Annotated in this window: 13 protein-coding genes and 1 pseudogene; 9 read left to right on the plus strand and 5 right to left on the minus strand. The window is 38.5% G+C overall.

Translation table 11 applies throughout. The features are described 5' to 3' along the window. The first annotated feature begins 144 nt into the window (after positions 1–144). Entirely contained in the window at positions 145–1,098 is a 954-nt protein-coding gene (gene accD / locus FJR11_RS16430; protein WP_168505508.1) for an acetyl-CoA carboxylase, carboxyltransferase subunit beta, read from the plus strand. Positions 1,099–1,148: 50 nt separating this feature from the next. On the opposite strand, the gene FJR11_RS16435 is transcribed toward accD, so the two are convergent. Then, positions 1,149–2,522, minus strand: coding sequence for an MFS transporter (locus FJR11_RS16435; RefSeq protein WP_168505510.1), 1,374 nt, complete (start codon positions 2,520–2,522; stop codon positions 1,149–1,151). Positions 2,523–2,733: 211 nt separating this feature from the next. Here FJR11_RS16435 and FJR11_RS16440 point away from each other — a divergent pair, with 211 nt between their 5' ends. Beyond that, the gene (locus FJR11_RS16440) at positions 2,734–4,026 is read left to right on the plus strand and encodes a recombinase family protein (RefSeq protein WP_168505512.1); all 1,293 of its coding nucleotides are present in this window, start codon (positions 2,734–2,736) and stop codon (positions 4,024–4,026) included. Between the two features lie 95 nt (positions 4,027–4,121). Here FJR11_RS16440 and FJR11_RS16445 read toward each other — a convergent pair whose 3' ends face one another. Continuing rightward, entirely contained in the window at positions 4,122–5,648 is a 1,527-nt protein-coding gene (locus FJR11_RS16445) for a hypothetical protein (RefSeq protein ID WP_168505514.1), read from the minus strand. Between the two features lie 256 nt (positions 5,649–5,904). On the opposite strand from FJR11_RS16445, the pseudogene FJR11_RS16450 reads away from it, so the two are divergent. Continuing rightward, positions 5,905–7,218, plus strand: a pseudogene (locus tag FJR11_RS16450) (ArnT family glycosyltransferase); the annotation flags it as partial. A 278-nt stretch (positions 7,219–7,496) separates the two neighbouring features. Here FJR11_RS16450 and FJR11_RS16455 read toward each other — a convergent pair. After that, entirely contained in the window at positions 7,497–7,874 is a 378-nt protein-coding gene (locus FJR11_RS16455) for a hypothetical protein (protein WP_168505516.1), read from the minus strand. 321 nt (positions 7,875–8,195) lie between these two features. Between FJR11_RS16455 and FJR11_RS16460 the strand changes: the two genes are divergently transcribed. Then, the gene (locus tag FJR11_RS16460) at positions 8,196–10,112 is read left to right on the plus strand and encodes a chloride channel protein (protein WP_168505518.1); all 1,917 of its coding nucleotides are present in this window, start codon (positions 8,196–8,198) and stop codon (positions 10,110–10,112) included. Between the two features lie 212 nt (positions 10,113–10,324). Here the strand turns inward: FJR11_RS16460 and FJR11_RS16465 are convergent, their stop codons facing one another. Then, a complete protein-coding gene (locus FJR11_RS16465) occupies positions 10,325–10,735 on the minus strand; it encodes an AbrB family transcriptional regulator (RefSeq protein WP_168505520.1) in 411 nt (136 codons plus the stop codon). A 407-nt stretch (positions 10,736–11,142) separates the two neighbouring features. Between FJR11_RS16465 and FJR11_RS16470 the strand changes: the two genes are divergently transcribed. From FJR11_RS16470 to FJR11_RS16485, 4 genes are all read left to right on the plus strand, one after another. Further along, positions 11,143–11,586, plus strand: coding sequence for an RrF2 family transcriptional regulator (locus FJR11_RS16470; RefSeq protein ID WP_168505522.1), 444 nt, complete (start codon positions 11,143–11,145; stop codon positions 11,584–11,586). Positions 11,587–11,658: 72 nt separating this feature from the next. Then, on the plus strand, positions 11,659–12,615 hold the full coding sequence (gene cbiB / locus FJR11_RS16475) for an adenosylcobinamide-phosphate synthase CbiB (RefSeq protein WP_168505524.1): 957 nt from the start codon (positions 11,659–11,661) through the stop codon (positions 12,613–12,615). Between the two features lie 179 nt (positions 12,616–12,794). Continuing rightward, positions 12,795–13,331, plus strand: a complete 537-nt coding sequence (gene pyrR, locus FJR11_RS16480; RefSeq protein ID WP_168505526.1) for a bifunctional pyr operon transcriptional regulator/uracil phosphoribosyltransferase PyrR — start codon at positions 12,795–12,797, stop codon at positions 13,329–13,331. Positions 13,332–13,534: 203 nt separating this feature from the next. Next, positions 13,535–13,834, plus strand: coding sequence for a 30S ribosomal protein PSRP-3 (locus FJR11_RS16485; RefSeq protein WP_015079494.1), 300 nt, complete (start codon positions 13,535–13,537; stop codon positions 13,832–13,834). Between the two features lie 45 nt (positions 13,835–13,879). Here FJR11_RS16485 and FJR11_RS16490 read toward each other — a convergent pair whose 3' ends face one another. Beyond that, positions 13,880–15,625: a serine/threonine-protein kinase gene (locus FJR11_RS16490; protein WP_168505528.1), complete on the minus strand. Its 1,746-nt coding sequence runs from the start codon at positions 15,623–15,625 to the stop codon at positions 13,880–13,882. A gap of 142 nt (positions 15,626–15,767) precedes the next feature. Between FJR11_RS16490 and FJR11_RS16495 the strand changes: the two genes are divergently transcribed. After that, a partial coding sequence (locus FJR11_RS16495; protein ID WP_168505530.1) for a beta-ketoacyl-ACP synthase III occupies positions 15,768–16,569 on the plus strand: 802 nt, incomplete at its 3' end.

Below are 16,569 nucleotides of genomic sequence, written 5' to 3' on the forward strand. Positions count from 1 at the left end.
TTAACTAATCATCCAGATAAAAACAGTCCCATAAATGAAATCAATCATCCCAATCAAAACAATCACACAAATCATAGTTAAGACATTTAATCATCTAAATCATAGTTCTGATTTTCACCTCACACCTAATTACATAAGATAAAAATGGCAAACAACGAAGAATCACGCGGTTTAAAGTCTCTATTTGATTGGTTCGCAAATCGGCGTAAATCCGGAAGTCCCAATTCAGAACGCCAAGAACGGGAAATTGCTGATGGTTTATGGCATAAATGCCCTAAATGTGGTGTTCTTAGCTATACAAAAGACTTAAAAGCGAATCAAATGGTTTGCGGTGATTGTGGTCATCATAATCGCGTTGATAGTGATGAACGAATTCGCCAATTAATTGATGCTAATACCTGGAATCCATTAGATGAGAATTTACGCCCCACTGATCCTTTGCAATTCCGCGATCGCAAACCCTATAGTGATAGATTAAAAGAAACACAAGAAAAACTAGGACTTGTAGATGCTGTCAAAACTGGGTTAGGACAAATTAACACCTTACCCATAGCTTTAGGAGTCATGGATTTCCGGTTTATGGGTGGAAGCATGGGTTCTGTTGTTGGTGAAAAACTCACCCGCATGATTGAACAAGCCACCCAACGGCGTTATCCTGTCGTCATTATTTGCACATCGGGTGGAGCGAGAATGCAGGAAGGAATGCTGTCTTTAATGCAAATGGCGAAAATTTCTGCCGCCCTCCAACGTCACCGAGATTCTAAACTATTATATATTCCTGTTTTAACCAACCCAACTACCGGAGGTGTGACAGCTAGTTTCGCCATGTTGGGTGATCTTATCATCGCTGAACCCAAAGCAACTATTGGTTTTGCGGGAAGACGGGTAATTGAACAAACTCTCAGAGAAAAACTCCCTGAAGATTTTCAAACCGCTGAGGATTTACTTAAACACGGATTTGTTGATGATATCGTTTCCCGGACGCAATTAAAAGCTACTCTGGCACAACTAATTGCTCTCCATCAACCCCTACCCACAACTACACCAAATATGGTTTTGTGGGAAACAATGAAATTGAGTTCCGCTACTGTTGAGTAGCAGTGTAAGAGGCAGGGGGCAGGGGGCAGGGGGAGAAATTTTCCTGACTCCTACGTCCCCGGTTCTTGGACAAAAATTAGGGGAATTAGCCCTAGTAATCTGCATACGCTAGATAGCGCAAATAAGCCTAATAAACCGCCAAAGTTAGGATTTTGGGCAATAAAACCGCCGATTGTTGTCCCTAAAGCCCCACTTATGCCCCCGACAGCCGCAACAATGGCAAAATAGATAGATTTATTTCTCACGGGGGCAATTCCTAAATACATATTAGTGCTACATAAATCAACTCCTGCCCAGGTGATACCAGTAAAAATATGTAAAAGCGGCAACCATAACCAAAAATCAAGTTGATGATGACCAATTCCTAACCATAATAATGGCGTAATTGCGACTAAAATCCCAACGCAGATGAGAATAGAACGATTACCGATTCTATCAGCTAATTTACCCCATAGAATCAACACTAACAGATTTGCCCCGGTTTGCAGACTGCTATAAATAGTTACCAAAGTCACATCTAAATCTAAAGTATCTAATAAATAGAAGTTAAAAAAAGGTGCGCTCAAATGCACAGCCAACATCCAGATACTGAAATAAAGCAGAAATAGTAAAAATTTAGAGTTCTGCCAAATAATAATAGTCCAATTAATTTCTTCTTGGCAAATATCTTGAGGAGGATTTTCACAAAAATGCAAACTATGCTGATTTTGTAATTGCGGATTTACGTCTGCTTGAAAATATTGACAACACAAACTAATAATTCCACAAATAGTTCCTAAAGATAGAACTAATCCATAACCTTGGATAGTTCCACCATGCCAATTTGATATTACTAATCCCGCTAAAGGAATACATATTAAATTCGTCAGATGACAAGCACTATTACGGATACCAAAATATCTACCTCGTAACCTACGCGGAACAATAATTGCTAACCAACTTAGCCAAGATGCACTTCCTAATCCTCCCAGAAGATGACTAAAAAGAACAATTGACAGTGTTAATACTACCAATTGTTGAGAATCTAGTAAACTGGAATTGTTAGCAAAAATGCCAATTACCAGAATTAACCACAATAACCGAGAAGTTCCAAAGGTTAATAGAGAATATTGAAATCTACTGGTAGTCTGTTCAGAAATGTAAGCACCCACAGGTTGAATAAAATTTACCAGCATGGGAATTGAAGATAACATTCCAAATATCACTGGAGTAGCATCCAACTCGACTAACAAATTACTGACTAAAATTCCCCCGGTACTCAGACCAAAAATAGATGCAAAAATAGCATCTACGGTAGAAGCTTGTAAACTGGTGCGAATATCGTTTTTAGTAAATCGTGCCGGAAATTGTTTAATTAGTGAAGAGTCAAAATTGGGAATTTGAATATCCAGTGGTTCAACTGTGTCAACCGGAAGAGAATTCATATTATTATGTCTAAGGATGACAAATTATAGAGTGAATCTAATCACTGATAAATTCTTATTTTTTGCTCTTGTTTTTTTAAATATCAGTTTTCAGACTCACAGTTTATTAAACACCTGAGAAAATGTCATCAGTATTTCATCATCATGAGATTAATCAAGTTTTTGCAATTAATAATTGAGAAAAAGATCCAATTTTCCCCTATTTCTCCCTATGAAAATAATTGTTTATATTTATACTGATCCACTACTAGATACTGTTCCTAACCAAAATGATTGGGGTTGGGAAGTAGATAAAATTTATGAAGATTTGGGGAAACGGACCCAATTACAACAATTATTAACTGACTGTCAAACAGAAACAGTAAATTATCTATTGGTGCGTCGCTTAGAAGAATTAGGTGATAGTTTAACACAAGTGAGCGATCGCCTCAATCAACTGGAAACAATGGGAGTTATGGTAATTGCAACACAACAATCATACACCTCTAACTCTAGTCAAATCCCCGCCGAACTTTGGGAATTATTGCCAGAAATTCAACGTCAACAACGCAGCCGTCGGATTCGTCAAGGACACGCTCGCAATCGCCTAGAAGCCTCACCACCACCGGGAAAATCCCCCTATGGCTACCGCAGAGGACAGGGTAAATATATTATTGATCGCACTACCTCACCTGTGGTTAAAGATTTTTTTGACCACTTTTTACTCTATGGCTCTCTACGTGCTTCTGTCCGTTACTTAGGTAAAAGATACGGTAAAAATATTTCTGTAACTACTGGGAGACGGTGGCTAACTAATCCAGTTTATCGCGGTGATACCGCTTATCAAAATCGTGAAATTATCTCTAATACTCATGGAGCAATTATATCCAGAGAAGAAGCAGCGCAAGTTGATAGATTATTGCGACGCAATAGCCGTTTACCATCGCGGACAGCCAGTGCGCCCCGTTCTTTAGCTGGTTTAGTCATTTGTCATCAATGTCAGTCACAGATGATTGTCACCCGTGTTACTCAAACTTATCAGGATAAAGAGTATCTATATTTACGCGCTATCAACTGTCCTCAACAGCCAAAATGTCGTGCTATTCCTTACCAAGTAGTTTTGGAAAAAACCATTGATAGTGTTTGTCGAGATTTACCTTTAGCTGTCGCAGGAATGAACTTTCCCCAATTAGATGCAATTAAAAATAGTTTAGGGGAGAGGATATCTCGTCAACAAGAAATCCTCCAACAATTACCCACTTTCATAGAAACGGGAATTTTAGATCCAGAAACTGCAAAATTAAGAGCTTACAAACTCCGCACAGAAATTTCTGAACTTCAAGCCAAGTTAGCAATTCTTCCCCCTGTGAATTTACGTTCTGTAGCTCAAGCTGTTTCCATTCCTCAATTTTGGTGGGATTTATCAGAAGTAGAACGAAGATTTTACCTCCGCGAATTTATCCAACAAATTCAAATTATCCGCCAAAATAGAGAATGGTATTTACAAATAATTTTTATTTTCTAAAACATTATAAGAAGCAAAGAGAAGGGGAGCAGGAAGCAGGGGGGATTTTCTTCTTTCTTATTTTTTCTCCTGACTCCTGACTCCTTCTTCAAGAATTATTCATCTTGATTTTTAGGAGCTTGTTTGCCTTTTCTACCAGCATTCCGCACATTCATAACTTTACTCAATAAATCAAACCAAAAAGGCGCACCCATCGCAATCGCAATACCACTCACAAACCAACCAGCAATCATACTCAAAACACTGAAAACAGGTAAACCATTAATTCTATATTTTGTGCCATTAATTTGCTGTTGTACGTTAGCATTTGTCCAACCAATTGGTAATTCAACTTCTTTTAAAATTTGGTTAGGATCTATATTATTGATATCTGAAGCATTAGATGATTGGGGTGCTATTTGTACAGCCTTGTCAATAATTATTTCTCGCAATAAAGAATCTTTAGATAAGCGATTAATTATATGAAAAGTATCTGCATTAGCAGTGATAGCTAAAGTTATCCCAAGTATAATTGCCACTCCTTTAGCATTGCGTTTATAAACACCACTGGCTCTTTCCATAGAGCTATCAAAACTATTTTCAATTTCTTTCCGTAAGATAGTAATACCTTCCTCAGTGCTTTTAGCCCTCATTTGGGCGCGTTTTGCCATAGTTTCAATACTACTAACTACAGAGTCTGGGAGAATATCTATTAGTTCTTGAACCTTTTTATGAGTTTCACTATCTTTGTCTTGGATAGCTGCAATAACTTCACGATGAATATCACTACCTTTCTTAATAGATTTGACAATTTCATTGATATTAGGTTTTAATCCTCCCAAAATTATGGCTTTTTCTACATCTTCAAAAATATCTTTTCTTAAAAATTTTATTTCCCGTAAAGGTTTATCTAAAATATCTTCATGATTGCCTATGTTTGCCTGGAAACTATCCATATATTTATCTAGGCTATCTCTCATCCGATTGATACTCATGTATATATCATATTTATCTTTGTTGAATTCATCCACAATGCGGTTATACTCCAATTCCAACTGCCTATAATCTGTAGCAATACTGGTGGCAAATTCACTAGATAATTCCTGATTATTAATGTATACTTGCAACTGAATCAAAATCTGTCTAATATCATCTAGACGTTCTTCTTTAAATTTTTCTAGTCTGATTTCAGTTAATTTTTGTACCAAAATTGGCAGTTGAAGTGTATCCATAAAGGTATTGGCAAAACTTTCACCACCAATATAGGAAGGCGCACTGCGTTTTTGATCACCAAAAACAGTTTCTTTTCTAAATCTAGAACTAGACTTTCTGAAAAGACTAAAAAATGAGCCAATTGCCCAAGTTGCTTTCCGAGGTAAAGTTGCTAATAAACCTTTAGCTTCTTGATTAATGCTTTGAATTAAAGGATTGCCATAAATTTTATTAACTAGTTCAATCACTTCCGGTTTATCGGAATTTTGAGCATCACCAGCTAAAAGAATTTCAATTGATCTTCTTAAGTGTTCAGCCCGCCATTGCAGTACGGTTGTTAATAGTTCTTGAATTTCTGAAGCCAGTAAACTCAAAATCAAGTAAATAAAAATTAAACCCAGTGCTACATCTAAAATAAATGGTAGGTTCATTGACATTCTCCTTCAGAGTAATTGACCAAATACTAATGGTAGTATTTATATCATTTAATCGGAAAGATACTTGTAAACTTGCTTAAAAAATCAATAAGAAAATCTTCGCTAAAAAATTATCTCTGTTCCTCAGAAACTGAGCTAATTTGGGATCTAGCCATTGTTCAAAATATAGGTTGTTCCTGGATGGCAAAATTGGAGATTCGCTTTGATCTCTATGTAATCAAACTCAGCAGTTATAAGATTCGCATAGAATATGCAAGAAGGAAGCTTTATTTGGACTCATCTGGAACCACAACACCGTGTGGTTGAAAAAAAGATTGATTGGCTCTGGCTGATAGGATTGCTATTGGCAGCGGTGATACTGTTTACCATCAATCTGGGAGGTTTGCCCTTACAAGATGGCGATGAGGCGACTGTAGCCCAGGTAGCGGAGGAAATTTGGCAAGCCACAGCAGATTCCCTGCGCTGGCTGTACCCGACGTTGGGCGGTAAACCATACCATCACACACCGCCACTTATGCACTGGTTAATTGCTTGGGCTTATTCCCTTGGTGGTGTCAATGAATGGACAACTCGGCTACCTGGGGCAATTTTGACAGCAACTTCTGTGCCTTTGTTATATTGCATTGGTAGAGAGATATTTCGTCAACGTGGGGCGGCTATTTATAGTTCTTTGATTTATTTAACAATGCTGCCAGTGGTACGTTATGGCAGGTTGGCAATCTTAGATGGGGTAGTTGTCAGTTTTTTGATGTTGATGATGTGGTTTGTATTGCGATCGCGCCGAGATTTACGTTACTCCTTAGGTGTAGGGATTAGTTTTAGCTTAATTTGTCTAACTCAAGGCATGACGGGCATTTATTTAGGTGCAATTGTTTTAGTATTTCTCTATTGGGATACACCCAGACTACTAAATTGTTATTATTTCTGGATGGGTATTTTTATCGGTTGTCTACCTATATTTTTTTGGTATGGGTTTCAGCTATGGAACTATGGTTATCCCCTCGGCCTTGATGTCAACACATCTTTACCCCAAAGCCAAACAATTACTAATAGCAATTTAGAAACACCTTGGTATTATCTTCTAGAAATTTGCAAGTGGACATGGCCTTGGTTAATATTTTTACCCCAAACTCTGCGGATTATTTGGGAGAATAATAATTTAAGTTGGGCAAAACTGCTGATTACTTGGTGTGGTGTTTATCTATTAATTATTTCCTTAATTAGTGTCAAACTTCCTTGGTATATACTTCCTATTTATCCTAGTTTGGCTTTAGCTTTTGGGTTTGGGTTAACAGAGATGACAAATATACCTTTATTCTCAGGTTATCCCCGCGCTTGGGTAACGAGTTTAGCCATGTTAGCAGTGGTGGCTTCTGCGGGAAGTATTTATTTTACTTGGAGAACTGTAGACAAAGTAGAGCTACAGATCATTTTTGCGGCTGTGGCTTTAACTATGACTTTAGCGGCAATTTTAGCAGAACGAGGCGATAGGCAATTTCTGAGAATTTTAATTTGGGGAAGTTATATTTCTCTATTTCTATTAATGAAATCTAATTACTGGATTTGAGAATTAAAACATTTATCGAACAGAATTCAGGAGTCACCGAGTCAGGAGTCACTGAGTTAGAATAGCCTGCGGCACGGCTATACCTACAGTGGCGGATGAATAACCGGGTTTAAGACCCCCTGGGGCAACAATTCAGTTGCGCGTTTGAATCCCGGATTGATTGATTCTAATTTCTGGATTCTTCTTGATTCTGACTCCTGACTCCTGACTACTGACTCCTTCTTCAACACTATATTTTCCTGCGGGAGCGCAGTTAATACGCTCCTGCCAGAAATCTATTTTTCACCCTTGTTGATTCTTTCGATACGGGGACTTTCTTGTTGATCATGACTCATATTATTTTGGGTCATAGTCACAATAGTCAAAAAAACCGCACTTCCCACCAGGAAAGACCAGAAAGGACGCTTAATGAAAATAAAATCTCTGATCATCCTCGCTAAAGGTCGGCTTTGACGACGTAAAGCCGAAGAGATCATCATTTGTCTCCAAATAAATGGATCGCGTACATAGTGTCCGCTTTGGCAAACAACTAACTTTTCTTGACAATAAGGACAGGTAAATAAACCAGTGTAAGACTTTATTGGCGTTGTTCTGTTATTTCTCTGACAAATTGGGCAAGTAACATAATGATTATCAAAAGTATTTGTACTCATCTACCTCGTCCGCCTAGTCCCTTAATTCTTTCTATAACAATATCTGTGTTGAATTTTACTTAAAATTTAGTAGCTCTGCCATAATCACCTATATTTATTTGCAAAATAGTATTGTGGACTTTGAGAATAGAGTTAACCGTTGGATATACTCCTCTCAATACTAACCCAAGTTGTTAGTACAGCAGAACAGAATTCTTTTTTGCCAAATATTTTGTGGTCTTGGTTAATTAATTATTCAGCAAGCAGTTGCTCCCATAATGAACCACAATGGGAAATAACAGATAAAAATAGATTTTTTCTCACATTTACCCCCGTTTATCCATGACTCTCTTGCCTCCTACTTCAGAGAAGAAGGTCAGGGAATCCCCTGCTTTTCCCCCACCTTCCATTCGATTTACCCAGGTGATTAATCGTTTTCAACCCTCCCCAGAAACAGTAGTGCTGTTTTTAGCCGTGTTAATTGGCGGTAGTACGGGTATGGGTATTGTCACCTTTCATTATTTAATCCAGCTAATTAACAACTTTATGCTGGAAAATTTCATGGGACAGATTGGAATCTGGGGTGCTTGGACTTTAGCCGCTGTTCCCATTCTGGGTGGAATTATTGTTGGCCTCATGCGTTGGCGCACTCAAGATTTTGGGCCGGGACTTTCATCTCTAATCGCAGTTTCTCAAGGAAAAGAAGCCAAGAAACCACTGCGACCGGTCACAAAAATGATCGCTGCGGCTGTTTCTCTAGGTAGTGGTGCATCCTTAGGACCAGAAGGTCCAAGTGTAGAAATTGGGACTAATTTCGGGGTTTTATTGTCTGATATATTACAGGTTTCCCAGGAGCGTCAGCGTTTACTCTTAGGTGCTGGGGCGGCGGCTGGTTTAGCTGCTGGCTTTAATGCCCCCATTGCGGGAGTATTTTTTGCCTTAGAAGTGGTCATGGGCAGTACCTATTTTGCTACTTCCGCCGTAAGTGTAGTATTACTTGCCGCCGTAGTAGCTGCTTTAATTGCTCAAATTGGCTTGGGTTCACAACCGGCTTTTGCTTTGCCTGCTTATCAAGTTCGTAGCTACCTAGAATTACCTCTTTATCTGGGTTTGGGTTTGGGTGCAAGTTTAATTTCTCTCACCTATACTGAATCAATTCGTTTAGCAAAAGCTGGCTTTGCTGGTAATTTACCACGGTTCAAATTCCTAAGTAAAATTCCTCAGTCAATTCAGCCCATTATTGGTGGTGTCATTATTGGTCTAGTAGGTTGGCGCTACCCACAAATTTTAGGTATTGGCTATGACACTGTACAAGCCATACTCCAGGATGAGGATTTTTCCCTAAACCTATTATTAATATTACTAATCTTAAAACTGCTGATGACAGCAGTGAGTGCAGGTAGTGGTTTTGTGGGTGGATTATTTGCCCCAGCTATGTTTTTAGGTGCTTCCTTTGGATCTGCTTATGCGAAAATTTTAGCTTTTATAGCACCGAGCATTGGGGAATATATGGCTGCTCCTCCAGCTTATGCAATGGTGGGTATGGCAGCGGTTTTAGCAGGTAGTGTGAGAGCGCCATTAACAGCAATTTTAATGTTATTTGAATTAACCCGCGATTATCGCATTGTTTTACCTTTAATGGCTGCGGTGGGTTTAAGTGTTTGGTTAGTGGAACGAATTAAACCAACAATAGATGCTAATTCTAATTTGCAACAGATTGGTTTGCCAGAATTAAAAGATGAAAAGGTCGAACTTTGGCAACAAATGTTAGTGGCAGATGCTATGCACACTTGTCCGAAAAAACTATCAGCGACTCTGGGAGTATTAGAGGCTGCAATGGCAATGACAAGGGAACGAATACGCAGCGCTTTGATAATTGATGATGATGCCGGCAAGCTGGTGGGAATTCTTTCCCTCGAAGATATTAAACACACTCTTTCTCTATGGCAAAATCTTCCTAATTCATCTACTGAAATTCAGGAATATTTATCCAGTCAACGACTGATTGATATTTGTACTACTGATATTCTCTATGCTTGGGAAGATGAACCTTTATCTGAAGCTTTAGACCGCATGGCATTACGTGGTTTACATCAATTACCAGTGGTAGCTAAAGACAATCCCGATTTTATTCTTGGATTGCTAGAAAGAGAACAAATTGAATTAACTTGTAATTTAACGGCAATCACTAAGGTACTACACCAATATTTACCAGCTATCTCAACCACCGAATATATAGAGGAAATTGGTAATTGGTGATTGGTCAGTTGTTAGTTGTTAGTTGTCAGTTGTCAGTTGTCAGTTGTCAGTTGTCAGTGGCAAATATCTTCTCTCTTCTTATTGCCTGTTCCCTGTTCCCTGTTCCCTGTTCCCTAAATTTTGGTAATTGGTCAGTTATTAGTTATTCAGCAGTCAGGGGTAAAACAAAACCACTGACAACTGACAACCCACAACTGACTAATGAATATTCATTAAGCTGTAGCTTCTACTTCGGCATTTTCTATAGATTCTGAATCTACTTGTCGGAGTCGAATGTGCTTTTTCCCTAAAGTGATGACAAACTCATCACCAGGTTGAAGATTCATCTGTTTTGTGTAAGCTGCACCGATTAATAAGTTGCCGTTTGATTGGACACTAATTCTATAGCTGGCACTGCGTCCACCACGTCCATTGGCACTGGGGGAACTATCCAACTGAATACCCTCAGCATCAATTAGGGCATTCAAGAATTTCATCATATTGACGCGCTCTATACCATTTTTGGTAACAGTATAGTAACCACACTGTTTAGCTTTGTCGTCTTTGCTGATCGCTTCTAGCTCTTTGACTTTTTTGAGCAGTTCTTCGCCGACTAGGGGTTCAATTTTTTTCTGTTTAGGCATTAACTTAGGTCGAAAACGAATTTTTGAAGTTGTTGAGTGGATTTTATTTTAGCTGACATTGAACTAATAGGAACAGAATCCTTTCGTTTTTCGATCAGCCTAGCCAAGTATATTACACTCATAGACAAAATTGTTGCACTATTATCAATATTCTTAAAAAATTATATGAAATATAATTAGGATCATGCTGATAGCTACTATAGATATAGCAATTTATTTGATTTTTGAAATTACTTGTGTAGACAGGGAAGAGGGAACAAGGGAAAGAATGGCGCTCAGAAGTGTAATGAGTTTTTTCAATAATCAAATAGAAGCCTTATATAGTATAGTTATTTGATTTATAAAATTACTTCATCAGGCAGGGACGAGGGCAGAACGATGAGAGCAATAAAATTAATGATAACTATATGAAACTAACGACGAGAGGACACTACAGTGTGAAAGCATTGCTAGATTTGAGTTTACAGCCAAAATATGGGCCTGAATCTGTCAGAGCGATCGCCAAACGTCAAGATATCCCTGCTCCCTATTTGGAAAAGCTGCTCATAGAAATGCGTCGTGCGGGGTTAGTGACATCAATTCGTGGTAGCGTCGGTGGATACAAATTATCAAAAAAACCGGCACAAATATCCATTGGCCAAATTTTAGAGGCTGTCGGCGAAAATATCACTAACTTACCTCTGAATAATCCCACACCTGCTCAAACAGCAGATTGGGTAACATCCAGTCTCTGGAACAGACTCAACCAAAAACTCAAAGAGGCTTTGTACAATATTACCCTGGCAGACCTTTATTATGATGCTCGTAGTTGGCAAGCATCTCAAGGAGAAGAAGCAAATTTTGTAGTTTAGTCACCGAGTAGGGGCGGGGTTTCCCCGCCCAAGAGTCAGGAGAAAGAAAGAAGAATAAATAATAACGAAAAAATGACATCTGCTGTTTTGGTTTTCGCTGCATTATTAGATTATTTAATAGGAGATCCTTGGGGTTGGCCTCATCCGGTGCGAGTCATGGGATGGGTAATTTCTCGCTTGAGTAAACTCGCTCTCCAATATTGTCAAAATCCTTTTTCTCAGAGGGTCGCAGGAATTATACTGGGAGTGATTGTCATTATTGGTAGTGGTTTTGCGGGTTGGATCATAGTGCAAACAGCCAAATGGGTACATCCATTTTTAGGAATGGCTGTAGAAAGCATTCTTTTAGCTAGTTGTTTTGCCCTCAAAAGTCTCCGCAATGCAGCAATGGAAGTTCTGCAACCTTTAATAAATGGAGAATTAGAACCAGCGCGACAGGTATTAAGTAATTATGTGGGGAGAGATACAGCCAATCTTTCCGCAGGGGAAATTTTAAGAGCAGTTTTAGAAACTGTCACAGAAAATGCTACTGATGGGGTCATGGCTCCTCTTTTTTATACTATTATCGGCGCATTTATCCCTGTTATCGGTGCTGTCCCTTTGGCTTTAGCATATAAAGCTAGTAGCACTTTAGATTCAATGGTAGGTTACAAGGAAGCACCTTATACTTATATTGGTTGGTTTAGTGCGCGGTGGGAAGATGGTTTTACTTGGTTGCCTTGTCGGTTAACAGTGATAACTTTATCATTACTATCCTTGAAACCTGGCAATGTTTGGCGAATTTGTCGCCGCGACGCAATTAAAGATCCCAGTCCCAATTCTGGTTGGAGTGAGTGCGCCTATGCTGCGGTTTTAGGTGTGCAAATGGGAGGCATAAACTGGTATCGTGGAGTAGCAAAAGATAAACCACTGTTAGGAGATGCTATTTATCCCATTACGCCAGAATCTATTTATAAAGCTTTACAATTAACCCGATATGCGTTTTTACTGTGGTTAGGACTAGCAATATTGTTCATTCGTAATTGGTAATTATCTCGTTCCCAGTCTCTGACTGGGAATGCTATCACAGAGGCTCTGCCTCTACTGTTATTAAAGGTGTTATTGAAGGCAGAGCCTTCTAGCATTCATTCCCATACAGAGTATGGGAACGAGAAACGAGAAATTACCAATTACCAATTACCAATTACCAATTACCAATTACCTATCTTATGTCTACTAAAGTAGTTGAAATTCTTTCATCAGAAGAACTGCGTCGGACACTAACTCGTATGGCTTCTCAGATTGTAGAAAGGACGCGAGATTTATCTCAGTTGTTACTGCTGGGTATTCACACTAGAGGAGTACCATTAGCTTATTCATTGGCACGGCAAATAGAGATTCTGGAAGATGTCAGCGTGTTCGTAGGCGCTTTAGATATTACATTTTATCGTGATGATCTTGATAAAATCGGGTTGAGAACCCCAGAAAAAACCGATATTCCTTTTGATTTGACAGGTAAAACAGTTGTACTTGTAGATGATGTTATTTTTAAAGGGAGAACTATTCGTGCTGCTTTAAATGCAGTTAATGAGTATGGTAGACCAGAAGTGATTCGTCTAGCTGTATTAGTAGATAGGGGTCATCGGGAGTTACCAATTCATCCAGATTTTGTGGGGAAAAAGTTACCCACAGCGAAGGAGGAAATTGTCAAAGTTTATTTACAAGATAGTGATGGACGAGATGCGGTGGAGTTAATTAGTAGCTGAAATTTCCATTTTCAGACCAGAATTACGTAAGCATATTCTGTATTAAATCTGCGGATAGCAATAGCTACGGTAAGCTTCCCTAGGGCGTTTTTGATAAAATATAGGGTAATTACAATACTCATTGGTCAATTAGTCAAAGATTGAGTTAAAATGAGGGGTCGCAAACTGAGTAAGTAAAACCCGGATATTCCCCGGAGGTGTAATTGACCAAGTTCATTTTGAAAATTCTCTGGTTAGACGAAAACGTCGCCCTAGCAGTAGATCAGGTTGTTGGTAAAGGCTCTAGTCCCTTAACCAAATACTTTTTTTGGCCCAGAAATGATGCCTGGGAAGAGCTAAAAAAAGAGTTAGAATCCAAACACTGGATTACAGATGTTGATCGTGTGGAGTTGCTAAACAAAGCCACAGAAGTGATTAACTACTGGCAAGAAGAAGGCAGAAAACGCCCAATGGCAGAAGCGCAGTTGAAATTTCCAGAAGTTGCCTTCACCGGTAGCGCCTGATTATTTTAGGTTGGTAATGGGGAATTGGTGATTGGTAACGGCTAATTAAGTAAAATTACCATCAATCACCACTCCCCTATGCCACAATTTGATCGTCTTGTCTTTACTGCCACTGGCAATGAATTGGGCATCATGGCTAATGGCAACGCTAGATACTGAGTCTGTATGACCTGTAAGACTAGCAATTTCTAATTTTGTGCTGATTTGCCAAATTTTTACCGTTTTATCCCAACTGGCACTAATCAAGGTTTCTCCATCGGTACTAAAGGCTACAGCCACCACTGACCAGGAATGACCTGAAAGTGTGCTAATTAATTCATCAGTGTTAACATCCCACAACTTAATGGTATTGTCACCGCTACCAGTCGCTAACAAATTTGGATTGGTTGGACTAAAAGCAACTGTCAAAACTGCCCAAGTATGACCAAAAAGAGTTGTTAATAAGTTATATTGTCCATTTTGTAATTGCCAAATCCGAACTGTGCGATCATAACTAGCACTAGCTAAAAGCCGTCCTTGGGGATTAAAAGCCACAGCATTTACTTGTAACTGATGTCCAGTTAAGGTATTCAGGGCTAAACCTGTCTTTATATCCCAGATTTTAATAGTTTTATCCCAACTTCCACTAGCTAAAATTTGCCCATGAGGATGAAATGCTAGGGATTTAACAGCGTGTGAATGTCCAGTTAAAGTATGAATTTTTGTTAAGGTTTTCACATCCCATAAAATGATAGTTTTATCATCACTGGCTGTGGCTAAAATTGTATCATTGTGATGAAAAATAACTGCTGTTATAGCTTGAGTATGTCCGGTTAAGTTAGCTATTAATCGCTGACTGCTTAAATCCCACAATTTAATACTTTTGTGATCTTCACCACTGGCTAATATTTTACCATCATGGCTTAATGCCACAGTATTTATAGAACTATTAATTTGATTTTCGAGTGTAGATGAAAGTTGCCAATAATCAGTTTTAATTGGGGATAATTGATAAAGATAATTATCTTTAATTCCCAAAACGTCAATGAGTTGATCTGCTGATTGCCAACGTTCTTGTAAATTATATTTTATGAGTTTATCAAGGGTTTGGGCTAAATGTTCACTAATTTGATTAGTGAGATAATCTCGCCATATCCAGCTATTATTAGCAATATCAAATAATTCAAATGGTGAAATTTGAGTAAGTAGATAAATACAAGTTACACCTAAACTATATAAGTCACTTGCGAAAACGGCTTTACCTTGTGTTTGTTCTGGGGAAATATATTCTGGACTCCCAACTATATCATCTTTTGATTGATTTTCGCTGACAACTTTCATCATGGCAAAATCAGACAAAACCAAATTATCTAATAAATCTGGATTTTTGTTTGTAGATCGGAAAATAATATTTTCTGGTTTAATGTTTCTATGAATAATTTGATGATGATGAATAAATTTGAGAACTGGTAATAAACTTTTTAAAACTTGCCAAATCTGAGTTTCATGGAAAACACCTTGTTTTTCTAGCAAACTAGCTAAATTATCACCTTCAATAAATTCTTGAATGAAATAGTAATATTCGTTTTCTGCAAAATGTGTGATCAAGCTAGGAATTTGGGGATGTTTACCTAATTCTGTCAATTGCTGTACCTGAGATTGAAAATTTTCAGGTGTTTGCTTTAAAGATGATAATTGTTGAATCACACAAGGAATTGGCGGAAATTGATTCTCGTCTACAGCGAGGAATGTTTGATAAAATTCCCCATTAGCAATCTGTTTAATCAAACGATAACGTTCTTTAATTAACACAATTTATTTTGTACATTTATAGTAGTGTTACTGTTTTTCCCCTTTTCCCCTTAACCGACAAATCCTGGATTAGATTAAACTAGTTTTTTATTGAAAGTGCTTAAATTAAAGTGGTGAGTTTAAAGAAGTTATCTTTTTATAAATGCAACAAGTTAAAATTCTGTCAACAGGAAAATATTTGCCCAAAAAACGAGTCACAGCCCTAGAAATTGAGTTAAGTTTGGGTTTAACTAAAGGATGGGTTGAGAAAAAATCGGGGGTATTGGTGCGCCATTTTGTGGATGATGAAACCGCATCAATGATGGGTGCGTTTGCGGCTAAAGATGCTTTGGTAGCGGCTGGTTTATCCATTGGAGATATTGACTGCATCATTAGCACCAGTGGCATTCCCGAACAAGCTATTCCCTGTACTGCTGCCTTAATTCAAAAACATTTAGGTGCGGTTAATTCCGGTATTCCGGCATTTGATATTAACTCTACCTGCCTGAGTTTTATTACTGGTTTTGATACTATATCCTATCTGGTGGCGGCGGGAAGGTACAACCGAGTTATGTTAATAGCCAGTGAAGTCACAACTGGATTGAATTGGAATGATAAAGAAAGTTGTACACTGTTTGGCGATGGTGCGGCAGCGGTAATTATTGCTAAAACTGATGATAGGGAAAGTTCAAAAATCCTGTCTTCCCGCATGGAAACTTACAGCAAAGGCGCACATTTAACAGAATGTCAGGGTGCGGGCAATAAATATCATCCTAGAGACTACGCTGATCACCCAGAATCCTTTCTTTTTAAGATGGATGGTAGGGGAGTCTATCGGCTGGCTTCTGAGGTGTTGCCAGGCTTTGTAGAGCGTTTATTGCAACCTTGTGGGTTAAGGATAGCAGATTTGCAAATGGTAATTCCCCATCAAGCTAGTTTAATGGCGATGCGGCTACTTAGTACCC

Source organism: Anabaena sp. UHCC 0187 (assembly GCF_009712035.1).
GTDB lineage: Bacteria > Cyanobacteriota > Cyanobacteriia > Cyanobacteriales > Nostocaceae > Dolichospermum.

Excerpts from the sequence above, each read along its gene's own strand:
- accD (WP_168505508.1), top strand. The coding sequence starts at position 145 with ATGGCAAACAACGAAGAATCACGCGGTTTAAAGTCTCTATTTGATTGG.
- FJR11_RS16435 (WP_168505510.1), bottom strand. The coding sequence starts at position 2,522 with ATGAATTCTCTTCCGGTTGACACAGTTGAACCACTGGATATTCAAATT.
- FJR11_RS16440 (WP_168505512.1), top strand. The coding sequence starts at position 2,734 with ATGAAAATAATTGTTTATATTTATACTGATCCACTACTAGATACTGTT.
- FJR11_RS16445 (WP_168505514.1), bottom strand. The coding sequence starts at position 5,648 with ATGAACCTACCATTTATTTTAGATGTAGCACTGGGTTTAATTTTTATT.
- FJR11_RS16455 (WP_168505516.1), bottom strand. The coding sequence starts at position 7,874 with ATGAGTACAAATACTTTTGATAATCATTATGTTACTTGCCCAATTTGT.
- FJR11_RS16460 (WP_168505518.1), top strand. The coding sequence starts at position 8,196 with ATGACTCTCTTGCCTCCTACTTCAGAGAAGAAGGTCAGGGAATCCCCT.
- FJR11_RS16465 (WP_168505520.1), bottom strand. The coding sequence starts at position 10,735 with ATGCCTAAACAGAAAAAAATTGAACCCCTAGTCGGCGAAGAACTGCTC.
- FJR11_RS16470 (WP_168505522.1), top strand. The coding sequence starts at position 11,143 with ATGAAACTAACGACGAGAGGACACTACAGTGTGAAAGCATTGCTAGAT.
- cbiB (WP_168505524.1), top strand. The coding sequence starts at position 11,659 with ATGACATCTGCTGTTTTGGTTTTCGCTGCATTATTAGATTATTTAATA.
- pyrR (WP_168505526.1), top strand. The coding sequence starts at position 12,795 with ATGTCTACTAAAGTAGTTGAAATTCTTTCATCAGAAGAACTGCGTCGG.